Raw genomic sequence first — 17312 nt, 5'->3', positions numbered from 1 at the left:
ACCGACAAGGATATCGACATGACCCGCCTGCAATCCGACAAGCTTCGCCAATCCCTCATCGACGTCAGCACCGGCGACGTCACGTTCGAAGACGGCCGCTTCGTGCCGTCGCCCGGCCTGACCGAGGCCGCCGCGCGCCTGATGGAGCGCGACAACGGCTTCGTCGTCGTGTACGGCGCGGGCGCGCTGCTCGCGAGCCGCCAGCTCGAGCTCGACGCACACCGCGATCTCGTCTATGCGCTGTACGAGGACATCTTCCGCAAGGCGATGCAGCACGTCGAATTCGCGCGCTACAACGTGACCAAGCGCGATTTCACGCTCGCGTACATGGACGTCGACGGCTACCAGAACAACAAGAACTTCTCGCACGACGGCAAGGTGGACGGCCGCGAATACTCGACGACGAAGTGCATCCACTTCGATACGGCGACGCCGTTCGTCGCGAACGTCTACGGGCCGAACCGCAACATCGAGGGCGGCTACCCGGTGATCGCGGACGTGCCCGCGTACTGCCGCGACCACGGCGTCGCGCCGCGCGACATGGTGACCAACATTCCGGCCAACTACAACGTGGCGATCCGCGAGGAGCACTACCAGGCGCTGCTCGACGACTATTCGTTCTGCGTGAAGGTGAACCTCGACACCGACATGGTGATGGTGATGCTGTCGAACGAGGTGGAGTTCGGCGTCGCGCACGGCGCGACGGACCCGCGGCGCATCGTGCCCGGCGAGGCGTCGGCGCGCCCGATCCGCCATTACGAGTACCAGTACCACGCGGAAGAGCACTACGCCGAATGGCTCGACTACTACGGCATCGCGCAATCGCAGATCCGCGACCACGACGGCACGGTGAACCTGTCGCTCGACTATTACAAGAAGGGCAACCGGATCCACCACGTGATCGAGGTGGGCAACTGATGTCGGCTTATCGCAAGCACCGGTTTGCCGCGTCGATCCGCGAACAGGTCCGGCCGCTTTATCAGTCGAACAACTGGCGCGGCGGTCTCGCGGTGCTCGGAGACTACGCGGCGATCGGGCTTGCGGCGGCGGGCGGCGCGCGCTGGCCGTGGCTCGCGCCGGCCGCGATCCTCGTGATCGGCTCGCGCCAGCGGGCGCTCGTCACGCTGCTGCATGACGGCGTCCACCTGTCGCTCGCGCGGGCGCGCTGGCTGAACCGGTTCCTGACGCGCTGGCCGGCGGGATTCGCGATGTTCCAGAGCGACGAGTACTACCGGGCGATCCACGTGCCCGCGCATCACGGCCATCTCGGCGACCCGCAGCACGACCCCGACTACGTCGGCTTCCGCGAGAGCGGCCTGCTGGCGGTGACGAGCAGCCGCGCGTTCCTGCGCGGCTTCTTCTTCAAGACGCTGCTGCTCGGCAATGCGCTCGGCAACGTGCGCGAGCTGGTGACGGGCCGCATCGCGTACATGGCCGGCAAGCGCGGCGACCTCGCGCGGCTCGCGGCGGCGCAGGCCGTCGTCGCGGCCGCGCTGTCGTGGCTCGCCGGGCCGCTCGGCTATGTCTGGTTCTGGCTGGTGCCGTTTCTCACCGTGTCGCACGTGCTCGCGTGGTTTCTCGAGATCACCGAGCACTACCGGCTGTTCGGCGAGGACCGCTCCGAGCTGGAGATCACCCGCAATCGCTTTCCGTGCTGGTGGGAGCGCTGCTTCTTCGGCATGCACGGCGAGACCTGGCATCTGACCCACCACCTGTTTCCCGGCGTGCCGTTCTGGAACCTGCGCCGGGTGCACGAGATCCTGCTGCAGGACGACGCGTACCGGGCGGCCAACGCCGCGCGGGGCGGGCTGCTGTCCGCGCCGGCCGGGCGCGTGAGCATCCTGCGCGAGATTCTCGACGATATCGACCGAACCTATTGGAGACCGCTATGAGCGCGATTCCCCTGATCGACCTGACGCCGTCGCTCTCCGGCGACCCGGCCGGCGAGCGCGACGTCGCCCGGCAGATCGACGACGCCTGCCGCAGCGTCGGCTTCTTCACCGTCTGCGGGCACGGCGTGCCGCGCGACGTGATCGTCGGCGCGCAGGCCGCGTCGAAGCGCTTCTTCGAGCTGCCGCTCGCCGAGAAGCTGCGCTGCAAGCTGCCGACCGGCTTCACGTTCGGCAGCGACGAATACACCCCTTACGGCTACAGCGGCCTGCTCGAGGAGAACGCGTACGCGTTCATGGGCGTGAAGGGCAAGCCGTCCGACTACGTGGAGAAGTACAGCGCGGGCAAGCTCGTGCTCGACGACGGGCAGGCGCTGCCGTTCCCCGACGGCGCAGTCGGAAATGAACTGCGCGGCGCGCTCAAGGCGTACTATCGTGCCTGCGACGCGCTGTCGGACCGGCTGATGCGCCTCTTCACGATTTCGCTCGGCCTGCCGCGCGATTTCTTCACGATCCGCACCGACCAGTCCGCCGATTCGTTGCGCTCGCATCTTTACCCGGCCTTCACCGGCCCGATCGAACACGATCAGGGCATGGGCGCGCATACCGACAGCAGCCTGATTTCGCTGCTGACCCAGACCTCGCAGGGCATCGAGGTGCGCATCGGCGGCCGGGAATGGGTTTCACCCGGGCTGGGCGACGTCGATCATTTCCTCGTCAACATCGGCGACCTGCTGTCGCACTGGTCGAACCGCGAGTATCTGTCGACCGAGCACCGCGTGGTCCTGCTCGACCAGCCCAGGCAGTCGATTGTTTTCTTCAAGTTAACGAACGACGACATGCTCGTCGAATTCGGCAACAAACAGATGGATGCATTGTTCGGCCGCGATACGGTCTGATTCTGCGGCGGCGCCCGTGGCGCCGCCCTTCTGACGGAGACATGCTTGAAGCCGCCTTATTCCTACGATGCGCTGTACGCGGCCGCGAAGCTCGGCGACCTGATCGACGAACTCGACGAACTGGTGCGCGGCAGCGGGCACCGGCACATCACGGTGCCGCCGCGCGAGATCGTGCCGGCGGGCGACGCGGGCCTGTGCCTGTCGATGCCGGCGGTGAGCGCGCGGCACGGGCTCTACATCAACAAGGTTGCGACCATCTTCGAACGCGCGCCGGACGACGTGCTGCCGCGCATCCACGCGCTCGTCGCGGCGTTTTCCGCGACCACCGGCGAGCTGCTCGGGCTGTTCGACGGCGCGGCCGTCACCAACCTGAAGTGCGCGGCGGTCTCGGCGCTCGTCACGCGCTACTGCGCGGCCGAGCAGGCCGAGGTGCTCGCCGTGATCGGCGCGGGGGTGCAGGCGCGCCAGCAGGTCGCGGCCGTCTGCGCGGTGCGTCCGATCCGCGAGATCCGGCTGTACGCGCGCGATCCGGCGCGGCTCGCCGCGTTCGCGGGCGACGTGGCGGCGCAGTGCGGCCCGCGCGTCGCGATCGTGCGCGCGCGTTCCGTCGACGACGCGATCGACGGCGCGGACGTGATCGGCACGGCCACCGCGTCGGACCGGCCGATCGGCCGCTTCGCGAACCTGCGGCCGGGCGTGCACATCAACTGCATGGGCGGCCACACGACCGAATCGCGCGAGCTGCCGAACCCGCTGCTGCGCGACGCGGTGCTGATCGTCGAGGACGTGCCGACCGCGATCGAGGAAGCGGGCGGACTGCACCGCGACGCGCTCGATCTCGGCCGCCTCGCGGCGCAGCCGGTGGCCGACCTGCGGCGTCGCACCACCGTGTTCAGCTCGACGGGCCACGCGTTTCTCGACCTGGCGACGGTCGCCTACCTGCTGAAAGCGGTGGGCTGACATGGCCGATCTCGAACTCGACGCGGCGCCGGGCGCCGCGCCGCGCGATGCGGCGTTCGCGCGGCAAGGCTGGCTGGCGGTGCTGGGGGGGATCGTCGCGGTCCTGATGAGCGTGATGGACCTGCAGATGATGAACGCCGCGATGGCGCAGATCCAGGCGGGCGTGCACGCGCCGCTGGGCGCGGGCGCGTGGCTGTCGTCGGCCTACCTGCTCGGCGAGGCGGCGATGCTGCCGGTGTCGGGCATGCTGCTGGCCCGGCTCGGCAGCGCGCGCTATGCGCGCTGCTTCATCCTGCTGTTCGTCGCCGTGTCGATCCTCTGCACGTTCGCCACCGGCATGACCGGGCTCGCGGTGCTGCGTGCCGCGCAAGGGCTCGCGAGCGGCGCGCTGATTCCGTTCGCGTACGTGCTGATCATCCAGCGCCTGCCGCGCGACGAGCATGCGCGCGCGTTCGCGGTGTTCGGCGCGACGATGGCGCTCGCGCCGACGCTCGGGCCGGCCGTGGGCGGCGCGCTGGCCGCGCTGTTCGACTGGCGGGCGCTGTTCTACATCAACGTGCCGATCGGCGCGCTCGCGCTCGTGCTGACGCATGCCGGCCTGCGCCGGCTGCCGGCCGCCGATGCGAGCGCGCAGCCGGTCGACTGGCGCAGCGTCGCGACGCTCGCCGTCGCGCTCGGCGCGCTGCAGTTCGTGCTGCAGGAAGGGCGCGGCCTCGGCTGGCTCGATTCGCCGCTGATCGTCGCGCTGCTCTCGCTCGCCGGGCTGATGCTGGTCGGCTTCGTCGGCAGCGAGCTGCACAGCACGCGCGCGCTCGTCGACCGCGGCCTGTTGCGCAACCCGCAGTTCGTGATGGCGTGCGGCGCGAACGCGCTGGCCTGCGGCGCGACCTTCGCCAGCTACTTCGCGATTCCGTATTTCCTGATCTCGGTGCGCGGCGCGGGGCCGCAGCAGATCGGGCAGGTCATCATGCTGACCGGCGCGACGCAGTTCGTCGTGCTGTGGTTCACGCCGGCGATCGTCAGGCGGCTGCCGCTGTTCATCACGATCGCGCTCGGCGCGGGCCTGTTCGCGGCGGGCACGTTCGGCTGGAGCGCGCTCGTCGAGCACTACACCGGCGCGGGCGTGGCGGCGGCGCAGATCGCGCGCGGCGTCGGGCTGTCGCTGCTGCTCGCGCCGCTGTGCGTGGCGGCGACGACGGTGGCCGAGCCCGCGCAGGCGGCGAGCGCGTCGATTTTGTACAACATGTCGCGCAGCCTCGGCGGCTCGCTCGGCGTCACGCTCGCGGCGGCCGGGATCGATGCGGCATGGGCGGCGCGCGTGGTGTCGCCGGGCAGCGGCGCGACGGTGTTCGCGCACGCGTTCGGCTGGATGGGCGCGGTGGTGGCGGCGATCGGCGCCGCCTTTTGCATCGCATGGTTCGCACGGCGCGCGAACGTGCATTCCGGGGAGCGTTGAGCATGGCGTGGCGCAGTGTGATCGGCAGCATCGTCGCGGTCCTGATGACCATCATGGACATCCAGATCACCAACGCGGCCATCGGGCCCATCCAGGCGGCGCTGCATGCGCCGCTCGCCGATGCGTCGTGGATCTCGTCGGCCTACCTGATCGCCGAGATCGTCACGCTGCCGCTGACCGGGCTGCTGTCGCGGCGGCTCGGCTACCGGCGCTATGCGCAGGTGTTCAGCCTGATGTTCATGGCGGCGTCGGTGCTGTGCGCGCAGTCGACGAGTTTCGAGATGCTGGTCGGCTGCCGGCTGCTGCAGGGCGTCGCGGGCGGCGCGCTGATGCCGCTCGCGTACAGCCTGATCATGACGCGCCTGCCTGACGGCGAGCACGGCCGCGCGATGTCGTTGTTCGGCGCGATGGTGACGCTCGCGCCGATGCTCGGGCCGGTGATGGGCGGCTTCCTGACCGCGCATTTCGGCTGGGCGTCGATCTTCTACCTCAACCTGCCGATCGGGCTCGTGGGGCTCGCGCTGATGATGAGCGGGCTGCGCGACGAACCCGCCGCCGGCCGCGAGAAGACCCGGGTCGACTGGCCGGGCCTCGTGCTGATCGTGATCGGGCTCGGCACCCTGCAATACGTGCTCGAGGAAGGCAACCGCTACGGCTGGTTCGCGTCGCGCGAGATCGCGGTGCTGACGGGCATGGCGCTCGTCGCGCTGGCGGCGTTCGTCGTGCGCGAGCGGGCGAGCGCGCACCCGCTCGTCGCGCTCGGCCTGCTCGCGAACCGGCAACTGCGGATCGCGTGCGCGGCGAACGTGACGACGGGCGCCGCGGTCTTCGGCACCTACTTTCTCGTGCCGTATTTCCTGATCGAGCTGCAGCGCTACACGCCCGCGCAGATCAGCCTCGTGATCCTGTACGGCGGTGCGGTGCAACTGTCGATCCTCGGCTTCATCCCGCGCATCCTGAAACGTGTGCACGTTCACGTGCTGGTCGTCGTGGGCGCGCTGCTGTCGTGCGTCAGCGCGTGGATGTGGAGCATGGCCGCGGCGGATTTCAGCTATGCGTCGGTGGTCGTCGCGCAGCTGCTGCGCGGGCTCGGCTTCACGCTGATGCTGACGCCGCTCGGCGTGCTCGCGACGACGGCGACGGTCAAGCACGATGCGCCGTCCGCGTCGATTCTCTTCAACATCTCGCGCAGCCTCGGCGGGGCGATCGGCGTGGCGCTGCTGACGGCGCTCGTCGGGATCCGCCATGCCGCCTATCTCGACGGGCTGGGCGGCGCGCCTGGCGCGGCGGACGACCGCGCGGGCTTCGTGCTGGCGTTCGGCCAGACTTTCGCGGTCATGGCGGGCTTTCTCGCGGCGATGGCGCTGGCGTTCGCCGCGCTGCACGTCCGGCAGGCGGCCCGCGCGCGGCAAGCCGCACGCGGCCCCGGCCGGGCTACAGCTGTCGAATCCGATCGATGAAGTGCTGACGCGCCGGCGCGTCGAGCACGAGGCCCCACGCCATCTTGCCCGCGCCGCTCGACAGGTTGACCACGCGCGACGACGCGCTGCCGCGCACGAAGAAGCCGCAGGTATGGCCGTCGTGCACGTACAGGCCGAGCACGAGATGGTGCGGCGCGACGGCGTCGCTGTCGTCGTAGGGCATGGTGAGCGTTTCCGCCTCGACGAAGCGCTGCACGATCCAGTTCTCGATCCCTTTCTCGCGAATCGCGCGTTCCAGCTCGTCCGCCGACGTGGATGCGCCGATCAGCACGCCCTCGCCGCCGTACGAGTGGTTGAACTTGAAGACCCATTGCGCACGCTCGGCGAGGAACGCGCCCAGGTTGTCCTCGGTCAGCGCGTAGGTCGGCGGCACGTAGCGCCTGACCGCTTCCCGCTCGGCATCGTCGAGCAGCGCGCCGTACCGGTCGTCCCACAGCAGCGCAAGCCATAGCTTGCTCATCCGCATTTCCGCTTCGAACGTGTTCGTGATCACCGCGCCGCTGTCGGCAAGCCGCGCGAGGAACGCGCAGCCGTCGGTGATCTCGTCGTACGTGAACATCCGGTGCACGAGCGTGCGCTCGCCCAGCTCGCGGGCGAGCCATGCTTCGGGGTAGGTGTCTTCGCGGTGATTCGCGACCTCGCAGCCGGGATTCATCTGCCGCAGCAGCGCGGCGAGATCGTCGTGGCGCGGATAGCCGAGCGACGCATGGTGCACGGAATCGAGGATCACGATCCGCTCGATGCCGCGCGCCTGCGCGATGCGGGTGTACATCTGCGCGAGATGGTAGTCGGGCGAACGTGCCTGGCTGTCGGCGGGCAGGCCGAGCGCGCGGCAAAAGTGCAGGTAGCAGCCGTGGCTTTCCGCGCCGCCGACGGCCGAATGCACGTTGAATTCGCAGAACTGGTAGCCGTCGGCCGTCGGCACGATGTCCATGCGCGCGACGGTCATCGCGCCCGTCTGGAATTTATCCCAGTCGACGAAGCGCGCCATGTGGTCGGGCACCCGGAAGCGCCGCAGCAGCGCTTCGCGCGACTGGGTGCTCACCAGGTGCCGGGCGATCTTCAGTTGCGCGGACAACAACGCGCGGGCCGCCGCGCCGAGCCGCTCGTAATCGGTGCGGTCGATCAGCACGGGCTGCGGGAGGGCGACGTACAGGCGGGCTTCGAGCGCATCGAGCCAGTCTTGCGCGTGGCGGCGCGCGCCGCGCGCGACGATCGTGCGGCGCTTCGCCGTGATGGCTTCCATGAATGCTTCGTTGGTATGCGAAAGCATGAAGGCTCCAGAGAATGGGCGGGGTGGACTGCCGTCTGAAATTTAAGCGTCACTAAAATCAAAGTCAAGCGGGCGGCGCGTCTGGCGCGCTGTTCCATCCGTCTTCGCAGCGTCGGATTCCAGTGGCGTGAAATGAGAAATACCCCTTGTTTAAAGGGCTATTTATCGATTTATGGACGATCGTGACACGCGCGAATCCCTGCGAAACCGCGTCAAAATTTTAGCTTGACTAAAATTTTAGTCCGGTAAAAACTTGGCCCGCAGATCGCCCGCGGGCATGCGTCCGACGCCGACCAGGCAAGGCCCGTTGGCCGGTCTGCGGGCGGCGCGACGCCTGTCACGCGCGCCGCTCGAACACCCTGGCAGAGGCACCGGAGCGCGCACGCGGGGCAAGTGCATGTCGCTGCTGGCGAGCCGTTCCGGAATTCGCAAGACACAACGCAAGGACGGCTTGGAGATAAGCATGAATGTGTTGAAAGCAGCGGTCGCGGCAGCGGTGGCGGCATGGGCGTGTCACGCGCCGGTGGCGCGGGCCCAGAGCTCGGTCACGCTATACGGCGAGATCGATTCCGGTTTGACCTACGTGACGAACGAAGGCGGTTCGCACAACTTGAAGATGGACGACGGCGTGATGTTCGGCAACCGTTGGGGGTTGAAGGGCAGCGAAGACCTGGGCGGCGGCGTGAAGGCGATCTTCACGCTGGAGGGCGGCTACCGGCTCGGCACGGGGCAACTCGGGCAGGGCGGGCTGGCCTTCGGCCGGCAAGCCTTCGTCGGCTTGTCGAGCGATTACGGCACGATCACCTTCGGCCGTCAATACGATTCGATCTGCGACTTCCTCACGCAGTTCGCGGTCGGCCTGAACGGCACCGGCTACGGCACGCACCAGGGCGATTACGACCGCCTGGCGGGCGAGCGCCTCGACAACGCCGTGAAGTTCATGAGCGTCGACTACTCGGGGTTCAGCTTCGGCGGCCTCTACTCGTTCAGCAACCGCCCGGGCAATGTCCACGACGGCAGCGCGTACACGTTCGGCGCGCAGTACGCGCGCGGCGCGTTCAAGATCGGCGTCGCCTACGCGGCGCTGTTCAAGCCGGTGCTCGATCCGTATGCGGCCACCGGGCTGTCGCGCTTCCTCGGGCAAACCACCGCCACCGTCAATCCCGCCACCGGCGCGCGCACCGACGTCGCGCCGTCGCTCGTCGTCGAGTCGAGCAAGGTCGCGGGCATCGGCGCGAGCTATGCGGCGACCAAGGCGCTGACGCTCTATGCGGACGTCACGCACAACGCGATCGAAGGCTTCGGCCGCCGATCGTCCTTCAACGTCTACGAGGGCGGGCTGCGCTACGAAATCGCGCCCACCTGGACGTTCTACGGCGGCTACCAGCGCGACACCTTCGAGCAGCACGCGTGGAATCAGTTCACGGCCGGGCTGTGGTACGCGCTGTCGAAGCAGACCAGCCTTTATCTGGGCGGGGAATACCTGAGGGCATCGGCGGGCGTCGATCCGGTCGTGGGCTACAGCTTCGCGCCGTCCACGTCGAATCAGCAGACCGTCGTGCGGCTCGGCATGTTCCATTTCTTCTAACCGGGTGCCGCGTACGGCGCCCGCGTGCGCGCATCACAGCACACAGGACGGCCATGAGTACGGCAAACGATTGGTTCAAACACGTGGAAGACGCTTTTCAACGGACGGTCGGACACCGACTGTTCACCGCGATGCGCATCGTCGCCTCGGGCGGCGAAGCGGAACGCATCTACAGCAACGACGAGCGTGCTTATCCGCTCACCGGGCGCAAGCCGATGCTGCGCGACGCGTGGTACACGCGCGTGGTGGTCGAGCAGCGAAGTTTTCTCGCCCGGCAGCCGGACGAGTTTCGCGCGTTCTATGCGGATCACGAAAAGATCGTGGCGATGGGCCTCGGCAGCGCGATCAACGTGCCCGTCATACACGACGGACACGTGCTCGGGACGATCAACCTGCTCGACCGGTGCCATGCCTATGCCGAATCGGTGCTGCCGACCTGCGAGCGGTTGGCGCACGGCGCCGTTCAAGCATTTCTCTCGGCCGCCGCCGGCTCGGGGAAATGACGCGACACCACACACATTCGAGAAATCAAATCATGAGACACATTCTGACTTTCCTGATCGGCCTTGCGCTGCTCGTGCAGGGAGCCATGGCCGTGACGCCGAGGGACATGCTCGTCGTCGTCAAGAACATCGAGGACATCGTGAGCCTGGACCCCGCCGAAAGCTACGAGCTGACGAGCATGGAGCTCGGGGCCAACCTGTACCAGAACCTCGTGCAGTACGATCCCGCCGACCCGAACAACGTGCGGCCCGGGCTGGCCGCGAGCTGGAGCGTCGGGCGCGATGGCCGCTCGATCGACTTCGTGCTGAAGCCGGGCGCGAAGTTCGCATCGGGCAATCCGGTGCGGCCCGAGGACGTCGTGTATTCGTTCCGGCGCGTCGTCGTGCTGAACAAGGCCCCGGCGTTCATCCTCACGCAGCTCGGCTGGACGAGCGCGAATCTCGCGCAAATGGTGCGCAGGACGGGGGCGCAGACGCTCAGCGTCGCGTGGCAGGGCGAGTTCGGCGCGGCGTTCGTGCTGAACCTGCTGGCGTCGCGGCCCGCGTCGATCGTCGACCAGGCGACGGTGGCCGCGCACGACAGCCGCGGCGATCTCGGCAATGCGTGGCTGCAGGCGCATTCGGCCGGCAGCGGCAGCTATGCGCTGAAGCTGTACAAGCCGAAGGAGGTGGTGATCCTCGACGCGAATCCGCTGTCCCCGGCGGGCGCGCCGGCGATCCGCACGGTGCTGATGAAGAACGTGGCCGAAGCGGCGACGCAGCGGCTTGCGCTCGAATCGGGCGATGCGGACGTCGCGCGCGATCTTGGTCCCGACCAGATCGCCGCGCTGCAGGGCAAGCCGGGCGTGCGGGTGCAGACCTCGCCGCAGGCGATCGTGCATTTCGTGAGCCTCAACCTGACGCACGCGAAGCTGCGCAATCCCGCGATCTGGCAGGCGCTGCGTTACCTGGTCGACTACGACGGCATTGCCGGCCATCTGCAGAAGGGGCAGCTGACGGTGCATCAGGCGTTCCTGCCGAGCGGCTTCGCGGGCGCGCTGAACGACAACCCGTACCGCTTCGATCCGCAGAAGGCGCGCGCGATTCTCGAGCGCGCCGGCGTGAAGAACCTGAGCATCGATCTCGACGTGATCAACACGCCGCGCTTTCTCGACATCGCGCAATCGATGCAGGCCAGCTTCGCGAAGGGCGGGATCAGGCTGAACCTGCTGCCCGGCACGGGCGCGCAGGTCATCACGCGCTATCGTGCGCGCGCGCATGAGGCGATGCTGCTGTACTGGGGCGCCGACTACTTCGACCCGCATGCGAATGCGAAGTCGTTCGCGTACAACGTCGACAACGGCGACGCGAATCCGCAGAGCACGACCGCGTGGCGCAACGCGTGGCTCGTGCCCGAGCTGAGCCGGCGCACCACGGCCGCGCTGCAGGCGCGCGATCCGGCGCGCCGCGCGGCGGACTACCAGGCGATCCAGCGCGAGGTCCAGCGCAATTCGCCGATCGTCGTGACGTTCCAGGAGCTGAGCCAGGTGGCGGTGCGCGGCAACGTCAAGGGGTTCGCGGTCGGCCTGACGCCCGACCTGATCCAGTACGCGGGGGTGTCGAAATGACGCGCGCGCCGGCTTCCACTTTGGCCGGCGCGTCGCCGGACGGCGGATCGCTCCGATCCGCCGTCCGGCGGTGTGCGACCGGCCTCGGCCGCGCGCTGGGCGCGCTCGCGCTCACGTCGCTCGGCCTGCTGCTCGTCACGTTCCTGATCGGCCGCGCATCGCCGATCGACCCGGTGCTGAAGGTGGTGGGCGATCACGCATCGCCCGAGACCTACCGGGCCGCCCGTCATGCGATGGGGCTCGACCGGCCGCTGGCCGTGCAGTTCGTCCGCTACGTGCGCGACGCGCTGCACGGCGATCTCGGGCAGTCGACGAGCACCGGCCGACCGGTGCTCGTCGACCTGCTGACCTACTTCCCCGCGACGCTCGAGCTGGCCACGCTGGCGATCCTGCTCGGCGTGCTGCTCGGCGTGCCCGCGGGCGTGTGGGCCGCGCAGCGCCACAACCGGGCCGCCGATCACGCGATCCGGATCGTGGCGCTCGTCGGCTACTCGGTGCCGGTGTTCTGGCTCGGGCTGATGGGGCTCCTCGTCTTCTATTCGAAGCTCGGATGGGTGGCGGGGCCCGGGCGGCTCGACGACGTGTACCTGTACACGGTGCCCGCGTGGAGCAACGCGATGCTGATCGATACGCTGCGCGCGGGGAACGTGGAGGCGTTCGGCAATGCGGTGCGGCACCTCGTGCTGCCGGTGGCGCTGCTGGCGTTCTTCTCGATCGCGTACATCGCGCGCATCACGCGCGCGCTGACGCTCGAGGAGCTCGGCAAGGAGTACGTGCTCACCGCGCGCGCGAAGGGCGCGCCCACCGCGCACCTGCTGTGGCGGCACGTGATGCCCAACATCGCCGCGCCGCTCGTGACGGTGATCGCGCTGTCGTACGCGATGCTGCTCGAAGGCGCGGTGCTCACCGAGACGGTGTTCTCGTGGCAGGGCATCGGGCTCTACATGACGAACGCGCTGTTCGCGGCGGACATGCCCGCGGTGCTGGGCGGCACGCTGCTGATCGGCCTGGCGTTCGTCACGCTGAACGCGTGCGCCGATTTCCTTTCCCATCTGATCGAGCCGAGGTCCGAATGAACCTGATGACATGGCTGGCGGACGATGCGCCGGCAAGCACCTGGCAGGCCCGCTGCGGCGCGGCCTATCGCGCGTGGCGTCGCGCGCGCCGCAATCCCGCGATCCTGTTCGGCGCCGCGGTGGTGGCGGCGCTGCTCGCGTGCGCGGCGTTCGCGCCCGCGCTCGCGGGCTGCGATCCGAATGCGCAGGACATCGCGCAGCGGCTCGCGCCGCCCGGCGCCGCGCACTGGCTGGGCACCGACCAGCTCGGGCGCGACCTGTGGGCGCGCACGATCCACGGCGCGCGTCCGACGCTGGCGATCGTCGCGCTCGTGTCGCTGCTGTCGGCGCCGTTCGGGATGGCCGCGGGCATCTGCGCCGGCTACTTCGGCGGCTGGGCGAACGCGGTGCTGATGCGCGTGACCGACGTGTTCATGGCGTTTCCGCGCCTCGTGCTCGCGCTGGCGTTCGTCGCGCTGCTCGGGCCGGGCATCGAGAACGCGGTGCTCGCGATCGCGATGACCGCATGGCCCGCGTATGCGCGCATCGCGCGCACCGAAACGCGCGTCGTGCGGCGCAGCGAGTTCGTGCTCGCCGCGCGCGCGCTCGGCCTGCCGACCTGGCGGGTGCTGCTCGGCCAGGTGCTGCCGATGTGCCTGCCGTCGTCGATCATCCGCGTGACGCTCGACATGGCCGGCATCATCCTGACCGCCGCGGGGCTCGGCTTTCTCGGCCTCGGCGCGCAGCCGCCGATGTCCGAGTGGGGCGCGATGATCGCGAACGGCCGGCAGTACATCTTCGACCAGTGGTGGGTGGCGGCCGCGCCGGGCGCGGCGATCCTGCTCACGAGCCTGGCCTTCAACCTGCTGGGCGACGGCCTGCGCGACCTGCTGGATGCCAAACATGCGTGAGCTCATCGTGGAAGACCTGTCGGTCACCTATCCGACCCTGCGCGGCGACGTCGACGTCGTGCAGCACCTGTCGATGCGGATCGGCTGCGAACGCGTCGGCATCGTCGGCGAATCCGGCTCGGGCAAGTCGATGACGGCTCGCGCGCTGATGGGGCTGGTGCGCGCGCCCGGGCGGGTGCGCGCCGCGCGGCTCGAATTCGGCGGGCAGGACCTGCTCGGGCTGTCCGAGCGCGGCTGGCGGCGCTTGCGCGGCAGCGGCATCGGGCTGGTGCTGCAGGACCCGAAGTATTCGCTGAATCCGGTGCGCCGGATCGGCGAGCAGGTCGCCGAGGCGGGGCTGCTGCATCGCGCGTTCGGCAAGGGCGACGCGCGCGCGAAGGTGCTGGCGCTGCTCGCCGAGGTCGGCGTCGCCGATCCGGAGCGCGTGGCCGGCGCGTATCCGCACCAGCTGTCGGGCGGCATCGGCCAGCGCGCGATGATCGCCGCGATGCTGGCGGCGTCGCCGCAGCTCCTGATCGCCGACGAGCCGACCTCCGCGCTCGACGTGCAGGTGCGCGACCAGGTGCTCGCGCTGCTGAGCCGCGAGATCGACACGCGCCGGATGGGGCTGCTGCTGATCAGCCACGACCTGCGGATGGTCGCGCGCTTCTGCGACCGGGTGCTGATCATGTACCGCGGCCGCGTCGTCGAGGAATGCCGCGGCGACCGGCTGTTCGACGCGCGTCATCCGTACACGCGCGGGCTGCTCGACTGCCTGCCGTCCGCCGCGACGCGCGGCACGACGCTGCCGGTGCTGGATCGTGCGCGGCTCGACGGCGCGCGCGACGTTCTTTCCGCCAACGGGAGCTGACCTCATGACCCTGCTTCTCCGATGCACCGGCCTGTCGGTGCGGTATCACACGCGGCGCGGCGCGTTCGACGCCGTCGCGGACGTGTCGTTCGACGTCGCGCGCGGCGAGACCTTCGGCCTGGTCGGCGGCTCCGGCTGCGGCAAGTCGACCGTCCTGCGGGTGCTCGCCGGGCTCGAGGACGCGTGGCGCGGCGAGCTCGACGTCGACGGCGCGGTGCGCCGCGACGGCGCGCCGCCGGGGCGAGGCCATGCGCGCGCCGTGCAGATGGTGTTCCAGGATCCGTACGGCTCGCTGCACCCGAAGCACACGATCGACCGGACGCTGGCCGAGCCGTTGCGGCATCACGGCTTCGACCGCGTCAACGAACGGGTGAGCCGGGTGCTCGACCTGGTGGGGCTCGGCGCGCGCTTTCGCTACCGCTATCCGCACCAGTTGTCGGGCGGGCAGCGCCAGCGGGTGGCGATCGCCCGTGCGCTGGTGCTGGAGCCGCGGCTCCTGTTGCTCGACGAGCCGACCTCCGCGCTCGACGCGTCCGTGCAGGCCGAGATCCTCAACCTGCTGGCGGCGCTCAAGCGCGAGTTCGACATCGGCTACCTGTTCGTCAGCCACGACATCGGCGTGGTCAGCCACCTGTGCGACCGGGTGGCGGTGATGGAGCGCGGCCGCATCGTCGAGCAGCTCGACCGCGCGGGGCTGTCGGCGGGCGGCAGCCATCCGGCGGCGCGCGCGCTGTTCGGCGCGCCGGAAAGACCACCCGAAAGGCCGCTCGCGCAGATTTAAGTAAGGCATAAATTTAAGCTTGACGTAACTTTGGTCGAGCGGTAATTTGGGGCGCGCTGGCCGCGGGTTCGCGCGCCGCGCGCGCTCCCTCCGACAACAATGAACAATGTGGGCATCCGATGATCGATCAACTGAAATACAGTTTCTCCGGCCTTCCCCCCTACGATGCATCCGTTGACGAGACACACGCAGGCCTGTCGCGCCTGCTCGACGCCGTGCAGCTCGACGCCGTGGTGATCACGTCGCAGGACGAATTCATTACCGAGTACCTGCCGCGCCGCAACAACCAGCGCTACGCGCTGTCGGGCTTCGACGGCTCGGCAGGCTCCGGCATCTTCCTCAGCGCGGCGGCGGCGCAGGCGCTCGGCGTGCCGCAGTTCCTGCTGTTCGTCGACGGCCGCTATCACCTGCAGGCCGAAAAGCAGTGCAATCCGGCGCGCGTGCACGTCGAGAAGCTCGGGCTGAACGTGTCGATGTGGCCGGCGATGGCCGACTGGCTCGTCGCCCACGCGGGCCGGCTCAAGCGGGTCGGCTACGACGGGCTGCGGATCAGCGTCGCGCAGCGCGACCGGCTGCTCGACAGCACGCAGGCGGCGCAGTTCGACTGGACGAGCCTCGTCGGCCGCGAGATCGACCGGGCGATCGCGCTGCCGGGCTGGGTCGTCGAGCGGCCGATCTTCGAGCTGCCGGAATCGATGACCGGCGTGAGCGTCGCGCAGAACATCGCGACGCTGGGCGAGCGGCTCGCCGCGCACACCGGCGCGGCAAAAGGAAGGACTGCGTTCGTCACCTGCCTGGCGGACGACCTCGGCTATCTGCTGAACAGCCGCGGCTATCACATCCCGAATGCGTCGTCGCACCTGGGCTTCCTGTTCGTGGTCGGCGCGCAGGTCGTGCTGTTCCTGCCGGAAGGCTGCGACCGCTGTCCGGTCGACCTCGAATCGTATCCGGCGCTGCAGGTGATCCGGCGTGACTTCGACGAGCTCGAACGCTTCCTCGCGCAGTTCGTGGCCGAACAGGTGTGCTACGGCTTCGAGTCGGTCAACTGCGCGCTCGTCGAGACGGTGAGCCGCGTGTGGCCGCACGCCCGGCATGCCGATTTCAGCCCGGTCGAGGCGATGCGGGTCGCGAAGACGCCGGAAGTGCTCGACCAGTTCCGCGACGCGTTCGTGCGCAGTTCCGCGGCGATCGCCGACGCGATGCGCTGGGCGAAGACGGGCGAGCCGGGGCAGCGGCATTCCGAATACGACCTGGCCCGCGTGATCAACGACGCATACGGCGCACGCTCGGCGGTGGCGCTGACCTTCACGACGATCGCGGCGAACGGCGCCAACAGCGCGTCCGCGCACTACACGGCGGCGAGCCCGGAAGTCGAGCTGACGGAAGGCGAGCTGGTGCTGCTCGACAGCGGCGCGTACTACGAAGCCGGCTTCGCGACGGACTGCACGCGCGTCGTGCTGCGCCGGACCCGGCCGGACACGGTCGCGCAGCCGTGGCAGCGGGAGATCTACACGGTGGCGCTGAAGGCGTGCATCAAGGGGCTCGTCACGTCGTTCCCGAAAGACGCGTCGGGCGGCGACGTCGATGCGGCCGTGCGGCAGGTGTGCCGCGATCACGGCCACGATTTCGGCCACGGCACCGGGCACGGCGTCGGGATCCACGTGCACGAAGGCGGGGTGCGGTTCGCGCCGGGGTCGAAGTATGGTCTCGTGCCGAATGCGGTGATCTCGGTCGAGCCGGGCATCTACGTGCCGGGCAAGGGCGGCGTGCGGATCGAGAACATCGTGATCATCCATCCGAGCGAGCAGGAGCCGGACAAGATGACGTTCGAGAACATCGTCGCGGTCGGCTACGACTGGGACCTGATCGATCTCGACCTGCTGACCGACGACGAACGCGATTACCTGCGCGACTACGAGCGGCTGTGCGCCGAGCGCGGCACGCAGGTGACGGCGTGCCCGCTGCTGTAAGCGACGCCGGCGATGCCGCCGCGGGCCCGGCCCGGCGGCGGTGACGCGGATGACGGCGGCGGGCCGCGCGCGGCCCGCCGTTTGCGTCG

15 protein-coding genes are annotated in these 17312 nt (G+C 69.2%); 14 read left to right on the top strand and 1 reads right to left on the bottom strand.

Annotation, left to right across the window (positions count from 1 at the left end; genetic code table 11):
- Positions 1-18: 18 nt before the first annotated feature.
- From B7P44_RS16670 to B7P44_RS16645, 6 genes are read left to right on the top strand one after another with little or no spacing between them, the layout of a single operon-like run.
- Positions 19-918, top strand: coding sequence for a hypothetical protein (locus B7P44_RS16670; protein WP_084905976.1), 900 nt, complete (start codon positions 19-21; stop codon positions 916-918).
- Positions 918-1892, top strand: coding sequence for a fatty acid desaturase family protein (locus B7P44_RS16665; RefSeq protein WP_084905974.1), 975 nt, complete (start codon positions 918-920; stop codon positions 1890-1892). Before B7P44_RS16670 ends, B7P44_RS16665 begins: the two co-directional genes overlap by 1 nt.
- Positions 1889-2788, top strand: a complete 900-nt coding sequence (locus B7P44_RS16660) for an isopenicillin N synthase family dioxygenase (protein ID WP_084905972.1) — start codon at positions 1889-1891, stop codon at positions 2786-2788. The genes B7P44_RS16665 and B7P44_RS16660 overlap by 4 nt, the downstream gene beginning before the upstream one ends.
- A gap of 45 nt (positions 2789-2833) precedes the next feature.
- On the top strand, positions 2834-3748 hold the full coding sequence (locus B7P44_RS16655) for an ornithine cyclodeaminase family protein (RefSeq protein WP_157721067.1): 915 nt from the start codon (positions 2834-2836) through the stop codon (positions 3746-3748).
- A gap of 1 nt (position 3749) precedes the next feature.
- Positions 3750-5204 (top strand): MFS transporter, encoded by a 1455-nt coding sequence (locus B7P44_RS16650; protein ID WP_084905970.1) that lies wholly within the window; start codon positions 3750-3752, stop codon positions 5202-5204.
- A gap of 2 nt (positions 5205-5206) precedes the next feature.
- Positions 5207-6664, top strand: coding sequence for a DHA2 family efflux MFS transporter permease subunit (locus B7P44_RS16645; protein ID WP_157721066.1), 1458 nt, complete (start codon positions 5207-5209; stop codon positions 6662-6664).
- Here B7P44_RS16645 and B7P44_RS16640 read toward each other — a convergent pair.
- Entirely contained in the window at positions 6639-7958 is a 1320-nt protein-coding gene (locus tag B7P44_RS16640; protein ID WP_133117972.1) for an ATP-grasp domain-containing protein, read from the bottom strand. The genes B7P44_RS16645 and B7P44_RS16640 overlap by 26 nt on opposite strands.
- A 463-nt stretch (positions 7959-8421) precedes the next feature.
- Between B7P44_RS16640 and B7P44_RS16635 the strand changes: the two genes are divergently transcribed.
- The 8 genes from B7P44_RS16635 (at position 8422) to B7P44_RS16600 (ending at position 17223) form a co-directional block, all read left to right on the top strand.
- The gene (locus tag B7P44_RS16635) at positions 8422-9546 is read left to right on the top strand and encodes a porin (protein ID WP_084905964.1); all 1125 of its coding nucleotides are present in this window, start codon (positions 8422-8424) and stop codon (positions 9544-9546) included.
- Positions 9547-9599: 53 nt separating this feature from the next.
- On the top strand, positions 9600-10049 hold the full coding sequence (locus B7P44_RS16630) for a GAF domain-containing protein (protein WP_133117971.1): 450 nt from the start codon (positions 9600-9602) through the stop codon (positions 10047-10049).
- A gap of 32 nt (positions 10050-10081) precedes the next feature.
- Positions 10082-11656, top strand: a complete 1575-nt coding sequence (locus B7P44_RS16625) for an ABC transporter substrate-binding protein (protein ID WP_084905960.1) — start codon at positions 10082-10084, stop codon at positions 11654-11656.
- On the top strand, positions 11653-12732 hold the full coding sequence (locus tag B7P44_RS16620) for an ABC transporter permease (protein WP_084905958.1): 1080 nt from the start codon (positions 11653-11655) through the stop codon (positions 12730-12732). Before B7P44_RS16625 ends, B7P44_RS16620 begins: the two co-directional genes overlap by 4 nt.
- On the top strand, positions 12729-13622 hold the full coding sequence (locus B7P44_RS16615; protein ID WP_084905956.1) for an ABC transporter permease: 894 nt from the start codon (positions 12729-12731) through the stop codon (positions 13620-13622). The genes B7P44_RS16620 and B7P44_RS16615 overlap by 4 nt, the downstream gene beginning before the upstream one ends.
- Entirely contained in the window at positions 13615-14472 is an 858-nt protein-coding gene (locus B7P44_RS16610) for an ABC transporter ATP-binding protein (protein WP_084906755.1), read from the top strand. Before B7P44_RS16615 ends, B7P44_RS16610 begins: the two co-directional genes overlap by 8 nt.
- Before the next feature lie 4 nt (positions 14473-14476).
- Entirely contained in the window at positions 14477-15253 is a 777-nt protein-coding gene (locus B7P44_RS16605) for an ABC transporter ATP-binding protein (protein ID WP_084905954.1), read from the top strand.
- A 119-nt stretch (positions 15254-15372) separates the two neighbouring features.
- Positions 15373-17223: a M24 family metallopeptidase gene (locus B7P44_RS16600; protein ID WP_084905952.1), complete on the top strand. Its 1851-nt coding sequence runs from the start codon at positions 15373-15375 to the stop codon at positions 17221-17223.
- Positions 17224-17312 lie beyond the last annotated feature (89 nt).

This window comes from Burkholderia ubonensis subsp. mesacidophila (assembly GCF_002097715.1).
Classification (GTDB): Bacteria; Pseudomonadota; Gammaproteobacteria; order Burkholderiales; family Burkholderiaceae; genus Burkholderia; species Burkholderia mesacidophila.
Note: the sequence above shows the minus strand (reverse complement) of the source record. Positions and strands in the feature narration are given on the sequence as shown.

Coding starts and splice junctions, on each gene's coding strand:
- B7P44_RS16610 (WP_084906755.1), top strand. CDS start 13,615: ATGCGTGAGCTCATCGTGGAAGACCTGTCGGTCACCTATCCGACCCTG.
- B7P44_RS16635 (WP_084905964.1), top strand. CDS start 8,422: ATGAATGTGTTGAAAGCAGCGGTCGCGGCAGCGGTGGCGGCATGGGCG.
- B7P44_RS16600 (WP_084905952.1), top strand. CDS start 15,373: ATGATCGATCAACTGAAATACAGTTTCTCCGGCCTTCCCCCCTACGAT.
- B7P44_RS16670 (WP_084905976.1), top strand. CDS start 19: ATGACCCGCCTGCAATCCGACAAGCTTCGCCAATCCCTCATCGACGTC.
- B7P44_RS16615 (WP_084905956.1), top strand. CDS start 12,729: ATGAACCTGATGACATGGCTGGCGGACGATGCGCCGGCAAGCACCTGG.
- B7P44_RS16605 (WP_084905954.1), top strand. CDS start 14,477: ATGACCCTGCTTCTCCGATGCACCGGCCTGTCGGTGCGGTATCACACG.
- B7P44_RS16620 (WP_084905958.1), top strand. CDS start 11,653: ATGACGCGCGCGCCGGCTTCCACTTTGGCCGGCGCGTCGCCGGACGGC.
- B7P44_RS16625 (WP_084905960.1), top strand. CDS start 10,082: ATGAGACACATTCTGACTTTCCTGATCGGCCTTGCGCTGCTCGTGCAG.
- B7P44_RS16665 (WP_084905974.1), top strand. CDS start 918: ATGTCGGCTTATCGCAAGCACCGGTTTGCCGCGTCGATCCGCGAACAG.
- B7P44_RS16630 (WP_133117971.1), top strand. CDS start 9,600: ATGAGTACGGCAAACGATTGGTTCAAACACGTGGAAGACGCTTTTCAA.
- B7P44_RS16650 (WP_084905970.1), top strand. CDS start 3,750: ATGGCCGATCTCGAACTCGACGCGGCGCCGGGCGCCGCGCCGCGCGAT.
- B7P44_RS16640 (WP_133117972.1), bottom strand. CDS start 7,958: ATGCTTTCGCATACCAACGAAGCATTCATGGAAGCCATCACGGCGAAG.
- B7P44_RS16660 (WP_084905972.1), top strand. CDS start 1,889: ATGAGCGCGATTCCCCTGATCGACCTGACGCCGTCGCTCTCCGGCGAC.
- B7P44_RS16645 (WP_157721066.1), top strand. CDS start 5,207: ATGGCGTGGCGCAGTGTGATCGGCAGCATCGTCGCGGTCCTGATGACC.